Origin of the sequence: Nonomuraea sp. NPDC049419, from assembly GCF_040676995.1 — a bacterium.
Classification (GTDB): Bacteria; Actinomycetota; Actinomycetes; order Streptosporangiales; family Streptosporangiaceae; genus Nonomuraea; species Nonomuraea salmonea.
Genome location: NZ_JBFAQB010000008.1, coordinates 69,201 through 88,058, shown reverse-complemented (window position 1 = coordinate 88,058; position 18,858 = coordinate 69,201). Strand labels below are relative to the sequence as shown.

Genomic DNA, 18,858 nt, shown 5'->3' with positions numbered 1-18,858 from the left:
GCAGGGTCGGGTCATGCGGCGCCGGACCTACACGAGACCGGATCACGCGGGGCCGGAACGCGGGGCCGGGTCAGGCGGGTCAGATCAAGGTCGCGCCGTGAACGGGGCCGTGGGCGGCGACGGCGGTGTGGGCGGCGCCCGTCGTCGTCAGGCTGTGGGCGAGGTCGCGGGCGTGGGTGGCGTCGATGGCGAGGAACGCGCACGTCGGGCCCGAGCCCGAGACGATCGCACCCAGGGCGCCGTGCTGGCGGCCGGACTCGAGCGTGGGGGCGAGCTCGGGGCGGAGATTGAGCGCGGCGGGCTGGAGGTCGTTGCTCAGGTGGGTGCCGAGCGCGTACGCGTCGCCGGTGCCGAGCGCCTCCATGAGGGAGTCATTGAGCGTGGGCCACGGCACCTCGGCGCTGGAGGCCGCCCGGAGCCGGTCGCACTCGGCGTACACGCTGGCCGTCGACAGACCCCCATTGGCCGGCGCGAACACCCAGTGGAACGTGCCCCCGGTAGGCAGCTCGCTCAGCTGCTCACCGCGCCCGGTGCCGACCGCCGTGCCGCCGATCAGCGAGAACGGGACGTCGCTGCCGAGGTCACCGGCGATCTCCATGAGATCGTCCATGGGCAGCCCCAGACCCCAGAGCTCGTTGCAGGCGACCAGCGCGCCCGCCGCGTCGGCGCTGCCGCCCGCCATGCCGCCCGCGACGGGGATGCTCTTGTGGATGACGAGTTCGGCGCCGTAGCTGCGACCGGCGTGTTTGGCGAGGGCGCGAGCGGCTCGGATGGCGAGGTTGCTGTCGTCAGTCGGCACCTGGTCGGACCACTTGCCGTTCACCTGGACGGTGATCCCCTCCGACTCCTTGGCCACCACCTCATCGAAGATCGACACGGCGTGGAAGACGTTGACCAGGTCGTGGTAGCCATCTTCCCTGAGCGGGCCGACAGAAAGCTGCACGTTGACCTTCGCGGGCACACGTACGGTCACCGAACTCATCGATCTTCTGCCACTCTCATTACTTGCCGGGGTCAAGGACACTCGATGTTATCGGGGCACGGAGCCCTGACATGCGGTTCTCGAAATATGACGCCGACCTCTGCCGCCTCCTCACCACAGAGAGTCAAGTTGGTCACCATTTCCCCCGATCCCCCTGCTTAATGGAGATGCGCCCCTTTCCGCCGCCCCTCCGGAAAGGTTCGGAGCAGGCTCCCGAACGCATCGCGGTCACGTCGGACGAACTGCACGTCGGGGCACGAGGCGGAGGTTGGACAGGAGTCTCCGCGCTTGCCAGGGTGAGTGCGTCGGGGTGATGGCCGCCCAGGTGAGGAGCGATGAACGTGGTGACGGTGGTGGAGGTCCCGCAGTGGCGGGGGTCGGGAGCCCCCACGGCGGAACGCCTGAAGGAAGGGGCACGACTGCTCGCCGACATGGTGGGAGCCGGGCAACGCGTACGGGTTGCGGTGGAGGACGACCTCGTCACCACGGCAGCCCGGGTGCGTACGGCCCTTGAAGAGGCGTCCGGGGACTTCGTGGTCACCACCGGCGGAGACTGCGGGGTCGAGCTGGAGCCGGTGGCGGCGCCCCGCCGGCGCTACGGAGACCGATTGGTGGTGGTCTGGTTCGACGCCCACGGCGACCTGAACACCCCTGCCTCCTCGCCCTCCGGCGCCTACCACGGCATGGTCCTGCGCGCCCTCACCGGCGACGGCCCGGTGGACCTGGTGGCCGGCGACCCGCTGACGCCACGCCAGATCGTCCTGACCGGAGCCCGCGACCTGGACGCCGCGGAAGAGTCGTTCATCAAGGCCGCCGGGATCCGCCACGTCCCCGGGCCGGACGCAACGGCCTTGATCGAGGCCATCGAGCTCTGCGGCACTGAACGCCTCCACGAAGTTCCCCCCGGAACGACACCACCCCACCAAGTTCCCCCCGGAACGACACCACCCCACTCGACCGGCCCGGCAACGCCACAGCGTCAGGACACGACGGCACGCGACCCACGCACCGGGACCACGGCATCGCGGAGGATGGCGGCAGGGGGCGGCGGCACCGTTGTGTATGTGCACATCGACTTCGACGTGCTGGATCCGGAGATCTTCACGAGTGTGGGGTCGCCGGCGCCCGGGGGGTTGCGACCCGAGGAACTCCTATCGCTGGTGCGTGCGGTGGGCGAGCGGTTCGACGTCGTGGGGCTCGGGCTCATGGAGTACGAGCCCGCTCGCAAGGAGGATCAAGAGCTGCTGTCCTCTCTGGTGACGGACCTGATGGCGGCCTGCGGCCACGCGTGAGTCCTTGCAGACACCCGACCGTCTTGCAGACACCCGACACCTCGGCGGGCGGGCCGACCTGTTCGAGCCGCCAGCCCGGCGAACCACAGGAGCGGCCCGAGCACCAGGGCGCCGCCGCCGAGGAGCCGGCCGGGAAACCAGGCGTTGTGGTGGACCGGCGGAGGAGCGAGGATGATCGAATGCCGAGGGGCGCCGGCGGCCACACGGCCGCAGCAGCCGACGACCGTGTGACTCGCCCGGCAGCCGACAGCCGCGTGACCGGCTGATGGCACCCCGTTGCCCCCGGACCGAGGCCGGCTGACCGCACCCCGCTGCCTCTCTCGAACCGAAGCTGGATGGCGGTGCGTGGCGGGTGAGTCGGGCCGGAGTGTGCCGTGAGCCCGTGGGACTAGGAGCGGGGTCAGCCTGGGCGGACGGCGCCTCTGAATGTCGCGCGGTAGTAGGGGATGTTGAGGAAGCGGGTCTTTCTGACCACGTCGCCGGTTTTCGGGGCGTGGATCATGAGGTCGCGGCCGAGGTAGAGGGCGACATGGGTGGGGGCGCCGGTGCCGCCGCCGAAGAAGAGCAGGTCGCCGGTGCGGCGGGCGGCCAGCGGGATGCGGCGGCCTTGGCGGTATTGGGCTCCTGTGTAGTGGCTGAGGCGCACGCCGGCTCTGGACCAGGCGTAGAGGGTCAGGCCGCTGCAGTCGAAGCCTCGGGTTCTCGAGCCCCGGCCTATGCCCAGGGTGGGGCCTTTGGAGGAGCCTCCGCCCCAGGAGAAGGAGACGCCCACCTGGGTCAGGGCGGCTGCGGCGGCGATCTGTCCTCTTGTCAGGGCCTTTTTCGTGGCCGCCGCTTGGGCGGGGGTGGTGGCGGTGGTCAGGAGGGCTGTGACGAAGGAGATGAGCAGGGCGGGGTGGAGGGTGAGCCAGAGGAACACGGAGTGCTTGGTCATCGGTGCCTCCCAGGATGAACGGGGGTGGGAGGCCAGGATGCGGGGCTGATCGTGATCGGGATTGGCCCGAACGTGGTTCTGGGGACAGCGGGGCGCGAGGAAGGCCGCCTGTGGATGCGGCCGTAGACCACGCCTCTTGGAAGCCGGGATCGGTCGTGACTATCGCGGCCACCGGCAACACCGACCTCGCCACCAGCGATGCCGCACGGCCGCGAACCCACCGGCTCGGCGGCGGACGGCACACCGACTCGACCGCCGGTGACACGGCTCGGGGGGGACGACCCCAACTCGACCGGCGGTGACACCGGCGCGGGCGCCGGCGATGTTGGTTTCGGCGTCCAGTGGGGTGGGTGGTCCTGTCACCGAGGGAACTGCGGAGCGGGTTTCTGGCGGTGAGGGTGGCGGGACGGGGAGATCGGGGTGCGGGGGTTCCTCGGCGTTCGACAATCGTCCAGTTGGGACCGGTTTGCCGGGGTTGGGGTGATAGGAGGTGCAAGCGGCATATCGGCGAATTCCAAGTGAACGGCAAGGCGGATCACCGATGCTGCTTGCGGAGCATAATGATCTTCTGCGGACAAAATGACCTAAAGGAGAACGACCTCGCGCGGCGAACGACCGCGCCTATCAGGCGACGGTGAACCGCCCGCGCGATCCCGCGCGCCCAGCGACGACCTCGCCCGGGGCCCGCGTGCCGCTCTAGAGGAGCGGGCCCAGCCGCCCACCAGGGCACGTTTGACCCTTGCTCGAGAGAAGGACAGATGAACACGGATGCGACGGGCGCGAACCGCCCCCTCACTGGCCTGCCCGGCCGGCTCCACGAGGCCCTGGAAGAGCAGCGCCGGCGCACGCCCGATCGCGTCGCCGTCGTCGCGGGCACGAAGCGGCTCACCTACGCCGAGGTCGACCGCATGGCCAACGGGATCGCCAACGCTCTCAAGATTCAGGGCGTCGGGCGCGGCGACCTGGCGGGGATCTGCCTGGACCGAGACGAGTGGCTGGTGCCCGCGCTGATCGGAGTGCTGAAGGCGGGCGCGGCGTACGTGCCGCTCGATCCGGCCTACCCGGCGGAGCGGTTACGTTTCATGGCCGAGGACTCAGGCGCGCAGGTGGTGGTCACCTCGGCCGTCAAGCGCGACACCGCGTCCCTGACCGGCGCCGCCACCGTGCTCGTCGACGACACGACGCCCGCCGAGCACGGCCCCGAGGTGCCGGGCGAACCGGGTGACGCCGCGTACGTCATCTACACCTCAGGCTCCACCGGCCGGCCCAAGGGCGTGGTCGTCGAGCACCGCAACACCCTGAACCTGGTGCGCTGGGAGGCGGCCAACTACACGGCAGAGGAGTTGAGCGGCATGCTGGCCGGCTCCTCCATCTGCTTCGACGCCTCGATCACGCAGATCTTCACCCCGCTGTCCGCGGGCGGGACCGTGATCATGGCGGACAGCATCCTGGCGCTGCCGACGCTGCCGGCCCGCGACGAGGTACGCACGGTCTTCGGCGTACCGTCCGCGCTGTCGGTCCTGCTGCGTGAGCCGCTGCCGGAGGGCGTGCGCATGGTGCTGTCCGGCGGCGAGCGGCTGACCGCCTCCCTGGTCGAGCGCGCGTTCGCGAACCCGGGCGTGCGCCGCGTGCTCAACATGTACGGCCCCACCGAGTGCACCACCGGCAGCACCATGCACGACGTGCGCCGCGGCCACGAGGGCGACCCGCCCCTGGGCGGCCCCATGGCGAACGCGCTGCTCAGCATCCGCGACGCCGACGGCAGGCCGGTCGCGGACGGAGAAGTGGGCGAGCTGTGGATCGGCGGCCCCGGCGTCACCCGCGGCTACCTGGGCCACGAGTCGCAGGCGTTCCGCACCGAGCCGGACGGCTCCCGCGTCTACCGCAGCGGCGACCTGGTGCGGTGGGTGGACGGCGAGCTGCGGTACGTGGGCCGCGCCGACGACCAGGTCAAGATCCGCGGCTACCGGGTGGAACTCGGCGAGGTCGAGTCGGCGCTGGAACGTCACCCCTCCGTGCGCCGCGCGGTCGTGCTCGCGCACACCGACGACGACGGCATCGCCTACCTCGTCGGGCACGTGGAGGCCCCGGGTGTGAGCGAGCCCGAGCTGCGCGAGTGGCTGCGCGACCGTCTGCCTGACCACCTGGTCCCGGCCAGGATCGGCGTGGCCGACGAGCTGCCGATCGCCCCCATGGGCAAGGTGGACCGGGCTGCCCTGCCCAAGCTGCGTCCCGCCCGTACGGGGAGCGAGGCGCCTGTCGCGCCGCGCACGGACGACGAGCGCCTGGTGGCCGAGGTGATCGCGGACGTGCTCGGCCTGCCCGAGGTGGGCGTGCACGACCGGTTCGCCGACCTGGGCGGGCACTCGCTGGCCGCCGCCCGGGTGGTGATCGAGCTGTCCCAGCGGCTCGGGCACACCGTGCCGCTGGCCTCGTTCCTGATCGAGCCGACCGCGGCGGGGCTGGCGGCGCGCCTGCGCGAGCCAGGATCGGCGCCGCTGCGGCGGACCGGCGCGACCCGGCACCCGCTCACCGCCGCGCAGCGCGAGTTCTGGACGCTGCGCCAGCTGCACCCGCACAGCCCGGTCACCACCGTGTCGGTCCGGCTGCGCGTGCGCGGTCTCGGCGGGAGCGCGCCGCTGCGCTCGGCGCTCGACGCGGTGCTGCGCCGGCACGAGGCCCTGCGCAGCACGGTCGCGGTCGGCGAGGACGGTGTCCCGTACGCGGTCGTGCACCCGCCCGTCGCCGTCCCCCTGGTCGAGCACCCGGCGGGCGCTGACCCGGTGAAGGTGGCGCGGACGGCGGCGGAGCACGTGTTCGACGTGACGAGCGAGGTGCCGCTGCTGCGCGCGAGCCTCTGCCCCGCGGGGGACGACGTGGCCGAGCTGGTGCTCGTGACCGATCACCTCGCCTTCGACGGCGGTTCCGTGGGCGTGCTGATGGAGGAGCTGGCCGCCGAGCTGGCGGGAGAGCACGTTCCCGAGCCCGCGGTGCAGCTCGGCGACGTGGCGGTACGCGAGCAGGAGGACCGCCCTGACCTTGAGCGGCTGCGGGAGTTCTGGCGGGACGAGCTGGCGGGCGCGCCGGTGGCGGGGCCGCCACCCGCCGACCTGACGACGGGCCGGGTGATCAGGGCGCTGCCCGAGGAGTTCACGGACGGCGTGGCGGCGCTGGCCCGAGCGTGCGGCACAACCCCGTACGCGGTGTACCTCGCCGCTCTCGCCCTGGCCGCCGGAGAGCCCGACACGCTGGTCGGCATGGTCGCGGCGCGGCGCGCCGAGCCGGAGCTGGCCAGGATCGTCGGGCCGCTCATCGACACCGTTCCTGTACGGCTGCGGCCGGACGCCGCGCCGACCTTCCGCGACCTGGTCAGGCAGGCCGGGGAGGCCGCGACGCGGGCCCTGGTCCATCAGGAGATCCCGCCCGCCGAGCTGCCCCGCTCCCCCGTGCTGCTGGCGATGCAGCACGCCGAGGTGCCGGTGCGGGCCGGCTGTCTCGATCTGTTGACCGAGGTGGGCTCGGGCGCGGCGGTGCACGAGTTCAGCGTCCTCGTCAACCGTACGGTGGAGGGCTTCGAGCTGCACCTGGAGTACGCGGTCGCGCTGCTCTGCAGGGAGATGGCCGAGGCGTACCTCGACCGGCTGCTGTACCTGCTGCGGAGCGCCGTGGCCCAGCCTGACCTGGGGATCGCCGCGTTCGAACGGGTCACCCCGGACGAGCGCGCCGCGCTGCTGGCCCGCGCGGCCGGGCCGCGGCTGCCCGACGACGTGCCGCCGGTGCCGGTGGCGCTCGCCGCGCACACGACGGGCACGGCGGTGGTCGGGCCTGACGGCGCGGCCCTGAGCCACGCCGAGCTGAACGACCGCGCCGACCGGATCGCGGCGGGGCTGCTGGCGCACGGGGTGTCGCGGGGGGACGTGGTCGGCGTCCGCGTGCCGCGTGACCTGATGTTGCCCGCGGTGCTGCTGGGCGTGTGGCGGGCGGGGGCGGCGTACCTGCCGCTTGACCTGGACCACCCGGCCGAGCGCCTGCGCCTGCTGGCCGCGGACGCGGGCGCCCGCGTGGTGCTCACCCGCAGCGGTACGCCCTCGGAAGCGCCGTCCGAAGCGCCGTCCGAAGCGCCGTCCGAAGCGCCGGTGATGCTCGATGCGGATCGGCTTGCGGCGGGTCCCCGCGCGGAGCTGCCGGAGGTCGGTGCCGAGGACCTGGCGTACCTCACCTACACCTCCGGCTCCACCGGCGCACCCAAGGGCGTCGAGGTCACGCACGGCGGCCTGGCCGCACTCGTGGCCGGCATGATCCAGACGCTCCGGCTCGGCCCGGACGACGTGCAGCCCGCGGTCTCGCCGCTGAGCTTCGACGCCTTCGCCTCCGAGCTGTGGAGTGTCCTGACCGCCGGCGGCACGTCCGTGGTGGTGGACAGGACCACGGCCGAGGACGGGCACGCGCTGGCTGAGCTGATCACCACGAGCGGGGCCACGGTGGTCGACCTGGTGCCGACGTCGTACCGGATGCTGCTGGCGGCCGGCTGGACGGGCGGCCCCGGGCTGCGCGCCGTCGCCGGCGGTGAGGCGCTGGACCCGGCGCTGGCCGAGCAGATCCTGCTGCGCGTCGGCGAGCTGTGGAACGCGTACGGCCCCACCGAGACCACCATCACCTCGACGCTGCACCGGGTGCGCCCGCACGAGGGCGACCGGGTGCCGATCGGCTCGCCGATGCCGGGTGAGCGGGCGTACGTGGTGGACGCGCGCCTGCGGCTGGTGCCGCCGGGCGCGGTCGGCGAGCTGCTGCTGGGCGGGGCCGGCGTGGCGCGCGGCTACCGGGGCAGGCCCGACCTGACCGAGGCCGCCTTCGTGGCGGACCCGTTCACGCCGGGCGGCCGCTGCTACCGTACGGGCGACCTGGCGCGCTGGCGGCAGGACGGGACGCTGGAGTTCCACGGCCGCCGCGACCACCAGGCGAAGGTCCGCGGCTACCGGATCGAGCTGGGCGAGATCGAGGCCGTGCTGCGCGAGCTCACCGAGGCCGCGGTGACCGTGGCGGGCGCGGAGGCGCACGCCCACCTGGTGGGCTACGTCACGCCGGAGACGGCGGATCTGGCCGCGATCGAGCGGCACGCCCGTTCCAAGCTGCCCGGCCACATGGTGCCGCGCCGCTGGGTCGCCCTGCCGGCCCTGCCCACGCTGTCCAGCGGCAAGGTGGACCGCGCCGCGCTGCCCGAGCCTGACACCGGCCCCGACCCGGCACGGGTCGCGCCGGCCACCGACGCCGAGCTGCTGGTGGCCGCCGTCTGGGCCGAGGTGCTCGAACGGCCCGAGGTCTGGGCGGGCGACGACTTCTTCGCCCTCGGCGGCGCCTCGTTCGCCGCGACCAGGGTGGCCGCGCGCCTGCGCGAGATGTTGCAGGTCGCGGTGCCGGTGCGGTTGTTGTTCGACCGCCCGGTGCTGGCCGGCTTCGCCGCCGCGCTTGAGGAGCTGCTGGCCGCGGAGCTGATGGAGGGGAGCGAGGGATGACCGAGGTACGTGAGGACCGGATCGCCGGCCTGGTCCGGTCCAGGCTCGCGGCCGCGCTGAAGCAGGCGGAGAAGGCCCCCGGCATCCCGGCGACGTCGGCCACGGACATGCCGCTGTCGCCCGCGCAGGAGCGGCTGTGGTTCCTGGCCCAGCTGGAGCCGGACACGCCGGCGTACAACGTGCCGCTGACGCTGCGGCTGCGCGGCCCGGTGGACGTCGACGCCCTCACCGGCGCGGTGGCGGACCTGGCCGAGCGGCACTGGATCCTGCGCGGCGTGATCGACGACGGCCGGGTACGCCCCATCGGTGACGTGCACGTGCCCGTCGTGCACCCGGCCGACCTGGAGCGCGAGCTCCATGAGCACGCCTGGCGGCCGTTCCTGCTGGACGCCGAGCCGCCCCTGCGCGCCACGGTGTTCCGGGTCGCCGACGACGAGTGCGTGCTGGCGCTCACCCTGCACCACATCGCCACCGACGCCTGGTCGGAGCGCGTGCTGCTGGACGACCTCGCCCGCCTGTACGCCGCCCGCCTCGGCCTGGAGCCGCCTCCCGCTCCCCCCGCCCTGCAGTACGCGGACGTCGCCGCGTGGGAGGCCGACCGGCCCGACACCGACCTCGACTGGTGGGCCGGGCATCTGGCGGGCCTGCCGCCGGTGCTCGACCTGCCACTCGCCCGCCCACGCCCGTCCGTCCCCAGGTGGGACGGCGCGGCGGTGCCGGTGGAGGTGCCGGCGCCGCTGGCGGCGAAGGTGCGCGCAGTGGCGGGGACGTCGCCTTTCATGGTGTTCCTGGCCGGTCTGCAGGCGTTGCTGAGCCGCCTGTCCGGCGTGGACGACATCGCCGTGGGCGTGCCGCACGCGGGACGTCACCACCCCGACGCCGAGCGGGTCGTCGGCTGCTTCGTCAACACGCTGGTGGTGCGCGGCGACACCTCGGGCGATCCGACCGGCGCCGAGCTGCTGGCCCGGGCGCGTACGGCGGCGCTGGACGCGTACGCGCACGCCGGCACGCCGTTCGAGCGGGTCGTGGAGCGGCTGCAGCCGGACCGGAACCTCGCGGTCACGCCGTTGTTCCAGGTGATGCTGAACGTCTATGAGACCGGCGCGCCGGTGTCGCTGCCCGGGCTGGAGGTCGAGGCAGGGACGACGGCCGCGCCGACCGCCAAGTTCGATCTCAACCTGGAGCTCGGCGACGACGGCACCGGCTTCTCGGGCGAGTTACGCTACCGCACCGACCTGTTCGACGAGGCGACCGTGCGGCGCCTCGTCGCCTGGTACCTGGAGCTGCTCGACGGCATGCTCACCGACCCCGGCGCGCCGGTGCGGCTGCCGGCCGGCGACGACCTGCGCGGCCCCGCCACGGACCTGCCCGTGGACGTGCCGCTGCACGCGCTGGTCGAGCGGGTGGCCGACGCCCGCCCCGACGCGGTCGCGGTCGGCTCGCTCAGCTATGCGGAGCTGGACCGCCGCGCCAACCAGGTGGCCCAGTGGCTGCTGGCGCGCGGGGTGCGCCCGGACGAGCCGGTCGGCGTGCTGCTGGAGCGGCGGCCCGAGCTGGTGGTCGCCATGCTCGGCGTGCTCAAGGCGGGCGCCGCCTACCTGCCGCTCGACCCGGTCTATCCGGAGCGGCGCAACGAGGCGGTGGTGGCCGACGCCGGGGCGCGGATCGTGCTCACGGACGCCGAGCTCGCCGCCGCGGCGGACGCGTCCTGCGAACGTCCCGACGTGGCCGTACGGCCTGAGCACCTGGCGTACGTGATCTACACCTCGGGCTCGACCGGGCGGCCGAAGGGGGTCGCGGTCGAGCACCGGCACGTCACGCACTACCTCGGCGCGGTGGCCGAGGCGCTCCCCGAGGGGCTGGCCTCGTTCGCGCTGGTGTCCACCGCCGCGGCCGACCTCGGCATGACGAACGTGTGGTGCGCGCTGACCACGGGCGCCACCCTCCACCTGATCGACCACGAGACGGCCACCGACCCGGCCGCGTTCGCCGCCCGCCTGGCGGCGCACCCGGTGGACGCGATCAAGATGGTGCCCAGCCAGCTCGAACTTCTCGGCACCGCCGCGCTGCCGCGGAAGCTGCTGATCCTGGCCGGTGAGGCGGTGCCGGCGGACCTGGTGGCGCGGGTCCGCGAGGCGCGGCCCGGCCTGGAGGTGCAGATCCACTACGGCCCCACCGAGACCACGGTGTCGGTGCTGGCCTGCGACGCGAGCGAGAGCGCCCCCGGGCGGGCGCCGCTGGGCCGGCCGCTGCCCGACGTCGTGTGCCGGGTCGCCGACCCGTCGGGGCGGGCGCTGCCGGCCGGCGTGCCGGGCGAGCTGTGGATCGGCGGGCCCAGCGTGGCGCGCGGCTACCTGGGCCGCCCCGACCTCACCGCGGAGCGCTTCACCGGCGGCTGGTACCGCACCGGCGACCGCGTCAAGGTGACCGGTGACGGGCTGGTCGAGTTCCTGGGCCGGATCGACGACCAGGTGAAGGTCCGCGGCTTCCGCGTCGAGCTGGGCGAGGTCGCCGCCGCGCTGCGGGCGCTGCCGCAGGTCGCCGAGGCGTACGTGCAGCCGGTCGGCGCCGGCCTGGAGCGGCGGCTGGCCGCCTGGGTGACGCCGGCGACCGTGAACGTGGCCGAGGTGCGGGCGGCGCTGCGCGAGCGGCTGCCCGACTACATGGTGCCGGCCGCGATCGGCGTGCTGGAGTCCCTGCCGCTCACCCCGAACGGCAAGGTGGACAGGGCCGCGCTGCCCGAGCCCGAGGCGGGGCCCGCGGTGCGGGTGCCGCTGGGCACTCCGGCGGAGCGCCTGGTGGGCGAGGTCTGGACCGACGTGCTCAGGCTCGCCGAGGTGTGGGCGGACGACGACTTCTTCGCGCTCGGCGGGCACTCGTTCGCGGCGACCAGGGTGGCCGGGCGGCTGCGGGAGCGGCTGGGCGCGGCGGTGCCGGTGCGGCTGCTGTTCGAGCACCCGGTGCTGGCCGACCTGGCCGCCGCGCTCCCCCGCCCGGCGGGCGCCGAGCGGGTGCGGCGGGCGCCGGTGGACGGGCCGGTGCCGCTGTCCGGGGTGCAGGCCAGGCTGTGGTTCCTGGCGCAACTCGAACCGGACAGCAGCGCGTACAACGTCCCGGTGGCGGTGCGGCTGCGCGGCCCGCTGCGGGCGGAGGCGCTGCTGGGCGCGGTGCGCGACCTCGCCGAGCGGCACCACGTGCTGCGCAGCGTGGTGGACGCCTCCGGCGCCGAGCCCGTGATGGTGGTACGTGACGCCGGCGAGGTGCCCGTGTCCACCGCCCGCGTGGCCCGGCCGGAGGTCGAGGACGTGCTGGCCGCGCACCTCGCGACCCCGTTCGCCCTGGACCGCGAGCCACCCATGCGCGCGGTGCTGTTGGAGGTGGACGACGCCGGGGCCGGAGCCGACGCGGGGGCCGAAGCCGGGGATGACGGCGAGCACGTGCTGTCGCTCACCTTCCACCACATCGCCACCGACGCGTGGACGCGCGGGCTGCTGCTCGACGAGCTGTCCAGCCTGTACGCCGCCCGCCTCGGCCTGCGCCCCCCGCTGGACCCGCCGCCCGCGCAGTACGCCGAGGTGTCGCCGGTCCCCGACCCGGCCGACCTGGACTGGTGGGCCGGGCACCTGGACGGCCTGCCGCCGGTGCTCGACCTGCCCACCGACCGCCCGCGCCCCGCCGTTCCGGACCCCGGTGGTGCCGCGCTGGATGTGGAGCTGCCGGCCGCGCTGAGCGAGCGGGTCAGGGCGGTGGCCACCGCCTACCGGTCCACGCCGTTCATCGTGCTGCTGGCCGGGCTGCAGGCGCTGCTGGCGAGGCTGTCGGCGAGCGCGGACATCGCGGTCGGCGTGCCGGTCTCCGGCCGCGACCATCCGGACACCGAAGGCGTGGTGGGCTGCTTCCTCAACACCGTGGTCGTACGGACCGACGTGGGCGGCGACCCGACAGGCCGCGACCTGCTGGCCCGCGCGCGGGAGTCCGCGCTGGGCGCGCTCGCGCACGCGGGCACGCCGTTCGACCGGGTGGTGGACCGGCTGCGGCCGGAGCGTAACCTGGCGGCCACGCCGCTGTTCCAGGTGATGCTCAACTACATCTCCGGCGTGGCCCGGCCCGAGCTGCCGGGTCTGGAGGCGTCCGAGATCCAGCTGCCGGAGCTGACCACCAAGTTCGACCTGAGCTGGCACGTCGTGGACGAAGGGCCTGGCGCGCCGCTGCGGGGCGGGCTCGCGTACCGGACGGACCTGTTCGAGCCTGGAACGGCGGACAAGCTGACCCGCTGGTACGTCTCCCTGCTCGACGGGCTGCTCGCCGACCTGGACGCGCCGGTGGGCGCGGTGCCGCTGGAGCCGGTGACCGGGCCTGTCGTGGACGGCGGGCCGCCGCCCGAGCCGCCCGCCGGGGCGGTGCACCACCTGATCGAGCGCTGGGTGGACGAGACCCCCGGCGCCCCCGCGGTGGTGGGCGGCGACCGGGCCCTGACGTACGGGGAGCTGGAGTCGGCCGCGAACCGGATCGCGCACTGGCTCCTTGAGGCCGGGGTACGCGCGGACGAGCCGGTCGGCGTGCTGCTCGAACCGGGGGCCGACCTGGCGTGCGCGTTGTTCGGCATCCAGAAGTCGGGTGGCGGCTACCTGCCGATGGACCCGGCGTACCCGGCGGCGCGGATCGCCGCGATGCTGGAGGCGGCCGGGGTGCGGGCCGTGGTGACGGTGAGCGAGTTCGCGCCCCTCATCGGGGACGGCAGGCGGGTGCTGGCGCTCGACCGGCCGCCGTCCCTGCCGGACACCCGCCCCGACGTGGACGTACGGCCCGAGCACCTGCACCACGTGATCTTCACGTCGGGGTCGACCGGCACGCCCAAGGCGGTGGCCGCCGAGCACGGCGGCGTGCTCAACTACCTGGGCGGCATGCTGCCGCGCATCGGCGTGCCAGGCGGGTCGTTCGCGGTGGTCTCGACGCCCGCCGCCGACTTCGGCCTCACCTGCGTGTTCGGCGCGCTGACCACGGGCGGGACGGTGCACCTGGTGCCGCGCGAGACCGCGATGGACCCGGCCGCGTTCGCCGGCTACCTGGCCGAGCACCGGGTGGACGTCGTCAAATGCGTGCCGAGCCACCTGGAGCTGCTGGCCTCGGGCGGCGACCTGGCCGCCGTGCTGCCGCGCGAGCTGCTGATCCTGGCGGGCGAGGCGTGCCCGTGGGACTTGGTGGAGCGGGCCAGGGCGGCTCGTCCTGGGCTGCGGCTCCAGAGCCACTACGGTCACACCGAGTCCACGATGATCTGCCTGGTGTGCGACACCGAGGAGATCCCGGCCGACCGGCGGACCGGCATCGTGCCACTGGGCCGTCCGCTGCCCGGCGTGTACGGCCACCTGGTGGACGCGGCGCTGCGCCCCGTGCCGCCCGGCGTGCCCGGTGAGCTGGTGGTCGGCGGTCCCGGCGTCACCCGCGGCTACATCGGCCGGCCCGAGCTGACCGCGGAGCGGTTCGTCCCCGACCCGCTGACCGGGGACGGACGCTGCTACCGCAGCGGCGACCTGCTGCGCGTCACCTCCGACGGGCACGTCGAGTTCCGCGGCCGGGTGGACGACCAGGTCAAGGTCCGCGGCTACCGCGTGGAGCTGGGCGAGGTCACCACCGCGCTGCGGGCGCTGCCCCAGGTCGCCGAGGCCGTGGTGCTGCCCGTCGGCGAGGGCAGGGCCAGGCAGCTCGCCGCGTGGGTGACGCCCGCGACCGTGGAGGCCGCGGCCGTACGCTCGGCGCTGCGCGAACGGCTGCCCGACTACATGGTGCCGGCGCACGTCGTGGCGCTCGACCGGCTGCCGCTCAACCCGAACGGGAAGATCGACAGGGCTGCCCTGCCCGAGCCGGTGGCCGAGCAGGCCGCGTACGCGCCGCCGTCGACGCCGGACGAGGAGCTGGTCGCCGGGGTCTTCGCCCAGGTGCTCGACGTGGAGCGGGTGGGGGCGGGCGACGACTTCTTCGCCCTCGGCGGCGACTCGTTCGCCGCGGTCCGCGCGGTCACCCAGATCGGCCGCGGGCTGCGGGTGATCGACCTGTTCACCCGGCCGACCGTGGCCGATCTGGCCGCCTTCCTCGGCCGCGAGGACGGCGCCGAGGGGCGGGGCGGGCTGCTGCACCGCCTGGGCGGCGGGCGGACCAGCGAGTTCACGCTGGTGTGCGTGCCGTACGGCGGCGGTTCCGCGGTGGTCTACCAGCCGCTGGCCAAGGCGCTGGGCGACCGGGTCGAAGTGCTGTCCGCCGAGCTGCCCGGCCACGACCCCGCCCGCCCCGACGAGCCGCCGCTGCCGCTGGAGGAGCTGGTGGACGTGCTGGCCGCCGAGGTGGCGGCGAGCGCGTCGGGGCCGGTCGCGATCTACGGCCACTGCGTGGGCTCGGCGGCCGCCGTCGCGCTCGCACGCCGGCTGGAGGCGGACGGCGTGCCCGTGCTGGGCGTCATCGCCGCCGCGAGCTTCCCCGCCGCACGGCTGCCCGGCGCGATCAAGCGGCTGTTCGGCGGCGACCGCTGGGTGTCGGACCGGATGTTCCGCGACGCGCTGCGCGCCTCTGGCGGCCTGCTCGACGACATGGACGAGGACGCCAAGCGCACCGCCGTACGCGCGATGCGGCACGACGCCGACCAGGCGCAGGAGTGGTTCACCCGCGAGCTGGCCGGCGAGGGTGCGCCGCTGCGCGCCCCGATTCTCAGCCTGGTCGGTGAGCGCGACCGCGCCACCGAGCTGCACGAGGAGCGCTACGCCGAGTGGGCCGCCTTCTCGCCCCGGGTGGAGCGGGCCGTGCTGCCCAGGGCCGGCCACTACTTCCTGCGCCACCAGGCCGAGCCGCTGGCCGCCCTGGTGCTGGAGCGCCTGACGCGCTGGTCGGCGGGCACACTGCCCGATCCGGTACGCCCGCCGGAGCCCACCAGGCTGTGGCCTTTCTACACGGTCGCGGCCGGGCAGATCGTCTCGGGCCTCGGCACGGCGCTCAGCTCGTTCGCGCTCGGCGTGTGGGCCTACCAGCTCAGCGGCGAGATCCTGGACCTGGCGCTGGTCACGATGCTGGCGCAGATCCCGGCCGTGCTGCTCACCCCGCTGGGCGGCGCGCTGGCCGACCGGGTCGACCGGCGCAAGATCATGCTGGCCTGCGACGCGCTGTCCGGGCTCGCCATGGTGGCGCTGGTGCTGCTGCTGATGACCGGCGAGCTGCAGTTCTGGAACGTCTGCGCCATCGTGGGCGTGACCTCGGTCGTGACGGCGTTCCAGCAGCCCGCGTGGCTGGCGGCGGTGGCGCAGCTGGTGCCGAAGCCGTTCCTGCCGCAGGCCAACGCGCTGGCGAACGTGGGCTTCGGCATCGGCAACGTGGTCGCGCCGCTCGCGGGCGGCGCGCTGATCGGCCTGTTCGGGCTGTCGGCGGTGGTGGCCGTGGACGTCGCCACGTTCGTGGTCGGCGTGGTGACGCTGCTGCTGGTGCGCTTCCCCGACCGGCTGTTCCACCGGCGCGAGGAGACGTTCACGGCGGCGCTCACCGGCGGCTGGCGGTTCCTGCGCAGGCGGCGGCCGCTGCTGGTGATGGCGCTCTACTTCGCGGTGGTGAACTTCTGCACCGCCCTCATGTGGGTGCTCGTCACCCCGGTCGTGCTGTCCATCGGCGACTCCGCCGACCTGGGCGTGGTGACCGCCGTCGGCGGCGTCGGCGCGGCTCTCGGCACCGGCGTGGTGCTGGTGTGGGGCGGCACCAGGCGGCGGGCCACCGGCATGATCGGCTTCGTCGCCGGGTCGGGGATCGGCGTCGTGCTCATGGGCGTGTGGCCGGTCGTGTGGCTGGTCGCGGCCGGGCTGTTCATCCGGCTGGCGTGCATGAGCATCGGCAACGCGCACTGGCTGTCGATCATCCAGGTCAAGGTGGGTCCCGAGCTGCAGGGCCGGGTGCTCGCGGTGAACATCATGATCGCCACGGCCATGCAGCCGATCGGCTTCCTCGCCGCCGACCCGCTCGCGGAGTGGGCCGGGCGGTTCACCGACGGGCCCGGCGGAGGCGCGGGGGCGGTGCTGCTGGCCAGCGGCGTGTTCCTGGTGGCGTGGGGCCTGCTGGGGCTGCGCTACCGGCCGCTGCACCACCTGGAGGACGTCGTCCCCGACGCCGCGCCGCCGTCTGAGGCCGCCGCCGCCGACCTGGACGCCATCCAGGAGAGGGTGCTGAGCGCGTGAGCGTGGAAGACGTGCTGCGCACGACGCTGGTCACCGCCGCCGACGTCCGGGCGGCGGCGGCCCGCATCGCGCCGTACGTGCGGCGCACGCCCCTGCTGCGGCTGGCCGGCGAGCGGCTCTGGGTCAAGCCGGAGAACCGGCAGCCGACCCGCTCGTTCAAGGTGCGCGGCGCGGTCAACGCCGTCGTCCGGCTGGCCCGGCAGGGCGTACGGCACGTGATCGCGCAGTCGTCGGGCAACCATGCCCAGGCCATCGCGTACGCGGCGGCCGAGCAGGGGCTGCGGGCGACCGTCGTGCTGCCGGACACCGCCCCCGAGCTGAAGGTGAGCGCGGCGCGCCGGCTCGGCGCCGAGGTGGTGATCGTGCCGCCCGCCCTGCGGGAGGAGGCTTGCCTGGCGCTGGCCGACCGGTTCGGCGCGACGGTGATCGGCTCCGACGCGTTCGACGTCATCGCCGGGCACGGCAGCGCGGGGGCCGAGATCGTCCCCGACCTGCCGGACGCGGGGTCCGTCCTGGTGCCCGTCTGCAACGGCGGGCTGCTGGCCGGGATCGCGGTCGCGGTCAAGGCCGCCGACCCGGCGATCCGGGTGATCGGCGTCGAGCCCGAGCTGGCCGCCGACGGGGCGGCCAGCTTCCGGTCGGGTACGCGGACGGCGTGGCCGGTGGAGCTGACCTACCGCACGCGGGCCGACGGGCTGCGCGCTCCCGTGCTGGGGGCGCTGGCCTGGGAGCACATCCACCGGTACGTGGACGACATGGTGACCGTGACCGAGGACGCCATCGACGCCGCCGCCCGCCTGCTCCAGCGGGAGCTGGGGGAACGCGCCGAGCCCAGCGGCGCGGTCGCCACGGCCGCCTACCTCGCCCACCGGGCTCACCTGCCGCCTGGACCGGTCGTCGCGGTCCTGTCGGGCGGCAACGTCGCGACCGGCACGCCGCCGGCGGTCCTGCCCGGCGGCGACGTCGCCACCGGCGCGCAGCCGCTGATGCGGCCTGAGGTCGTCGAGCAGGGCTAGGGACGGTGTTCGGCTATGCGGGCGAAGGCGTGGACGTCGAGCTGCTCGCCGCGGGCTGAGGGGTCCACGCCGGCGGCGCGGAGGGTGCGTTCGGCGTCGGCGGGGCTGCCGGCCCAGGTCGCCAGGGCGGCGCGGAGGGTCTTGCGGCGCTGGGCGAAAGCGGCGTCCACGACCTCGAAGACCTCTTCGCGGGTGGCCGGCGTGGGCGGCGGGTCGCGGCGGACGAGGGACACCAGCCCTGAGTCGACGTTGGGGACGGGCCAGAAGACGCTGCGGCCGACCGGCCCGGCCCTGCGCACGTCGGCGTACCAGGCGGCCTTGACCGACGGCACGCCGTACACCTTGGAGCCAGGGCCGGCCGCGAGGCGGTCGGCCACCTCCGACTGCACCATGACCAGCCCCTTGCGCAGGGACGGCAGCACCTCCAGCAGGTGCAGCACCACGGGGACGGCCACGTTGTACGGCAGGTTCGCCACGAGCGCGGTGGGCTCGTGACCGGCCAGGTCGTCGGGTGTGACCTTCATCGCGTCGGCGTTGACCACCGTGAGGTCACCCGTGGGGGCGCGGTCGGCGACCGTGAGCGGGAGCTGGGTGGCGAGCACCGGGTCGATCTCGACGGCGACCACGTGAGCGGCCGACGGCAGCAGCGCGAGGGTGAGCGAGCCGAGGCCGGGCCCGACCTCTATGACCACGTCGTCAGGGGAGAGATCGGCGACGCGGACGATGCGCCGGACCGTTCCGGCGTCGATCACGAAGTTCTGCCCGAGCTTTTTTGTCGGACGAAGATCTAGCTTGTCCGCCAAAATACGTATTTCTGCAGGGCCCAACAGCCTCATCATCCAACCAGTCTCCCGCATCGAAGAACGTGTGATGGCGTACGGGGAGATCAAAGGAGAGGATGGCGTGGAACAGGAAGG

The 18,858-nt window shown here is 74.2% G+C and carries 7 protein-coding genes; 4 read left to right on the top strand and 3 right to left on the bottom strand.

Annotation, left to right across the window (positions count from 1 at the left end; genetic code table 11):
* Positions 1-79: 79 nt before the first annotated feature.
* Positions 80-982 (bottom strand): 4-(cytidine 5'-diphospho)-2-C-methyl-D-erythritol kinase, encoded by a 903-nt coding sequence (locus AB0K12_RS24080; RefSeq protein WP_364565238.1) that lies wholly within the window; start codon positions 980-982, stop codon positions 80-82.
* 335 nt (positions 983-1,317) lie between these two features.
* Between AB0K12_RS24080 and AB0K12_RS24075 the strand changes: the two genes are divergently transcribed.
* Entirely contained in the window at positions 1,318-2,274 is a 957-nt protein-coding gene (locus AB0K12_RS24075; protein WP_364565236.1) for an arginase family protein, read from the top strand.
* Between the two features lie 400 nt (positions 2,275-2,674).
* Here AB0K12_RS24075 and AB0K12_RS24070 read toward each other — a convergent pair whose 3' ends face one another.
* A complete protein-coding gene (locus AB0K12_RS24070; RefSeq protein WP_364565233.1) occupies positions 2,675-3,208 on the bottom strand; it encodes an NlpC/P60 family protein in 534 nt (177 codons plus the stop codon).
* Between the two features lie 758 nt (positions 3,209-3,966).
* Here AB0K12_RS24070 and AB0K12_RS24065 point away from each other — a divergent pair.
* From AB0K12_RS24065 to AB0K12_RS24055, 3 genes are read left to right on the top strand one after another with little or no spacing between them, the layout of a single operon-like run.
* A complete protein-coding gene (locus AB0K12_RS24065; protein WP_364565229.1) occupies positions 3,967-8,721 on the top strand; it encodes an amino acid adenylation domain-containing protein in 4,755 nt (1,584 codons plus the stop codon).
* Complete coding sequence (locus AB0K12_RS24060; protein WP_364565226.1) at positions 8,718-16,925, top strand: amino acid adenylation domain-containing protein; 8,208 nt, start codon at positions 8,718-8,720, stop codon at positions 16,923-16,925. Before AB0K12_RS24065 ends, AB0K12_RS24060 begins: the two co-directional genes overlap by 4 nt.
* On the top strand, positions 16,922-17,941 hold the full coding sequence (locus tag AB0K12_RS24055; protein WP_364565223.1) for a pyridoxal-phosphate dependent enzyme: 1,020 nt from the start codon (positions 16,922-16,924) through the stop codon (positions 17,939-17,941). Before AB0K12_RS24060 ends, AB0K12_RS24055 begins: the two co-directional genes overlap by 4 nt.
* Here the strand turns inward: AB0K12_RS24055 and rsmA are convergent.
* Positions 17,938-18,798 (bottom strand): 16S rRNA (adenine(1518)-N(6)/adenine(1519)-N(6))-dimethyltransferase RsmA, encoded by an 861-nt coding sequence (rsmA, locus tag AB0K12_RS24050; RefSeq protein WP_364565220.1) that lies wholly within the window; start codon positions 18,796-18,798, stop codon positions 17,938-17,940. The two genes, AB0K12_RS24055 and rsmA, sit on opposite strands and share 4 nt — an antisense overlap.
* Positions 18,799-18,858: the final 60 nt, after the last annotated feature.

Coding starts and splice junctions, on each gene's coding strand:
- AB0K12_RS24070 (WP_364565233.1), bottom strand. CDS start 3,208: ATGACCAAGCACTCCGTGTTCCTCTGGCTCACCCTCCACCCCGCCCTG.
- AB0K12_RS24065 (WP_364565229.1), top strand. CDS start 3,967: ATGAACACGGATGCGACGGGCGCGAACCGCCCCCTCACTGGCCTGCCC.
- AB0K12_RS24060 (WP_364565226.1), top strand. CDS start 8,718: ATGACCGAGGTACGTGAGGACCGGATCGCCGGCCTGGTCCGGTCCAGG.
- AB0K12_RS24075 (WP_364565236.1), top strand. CDS start 1,318: ATGAACGTGGTGACGGTGGTGGAGGTCCCGCAGTGGCGGGGGTCGGGA.
- AB0K12_RS24080 (WP_364565238.1), bottom strand. CDS start 982: ATGAGTTCGGTGACCGTACGTGTGCCCGCGAAGGTCAACGTGCAGCTT.
- rsmA (WP_364565220.1), bottom strand. CDS start 18,798: ATGCGGGAGACTGGTTGGATGATGAGGCTGTTGGGCCCTGCAGAAATA.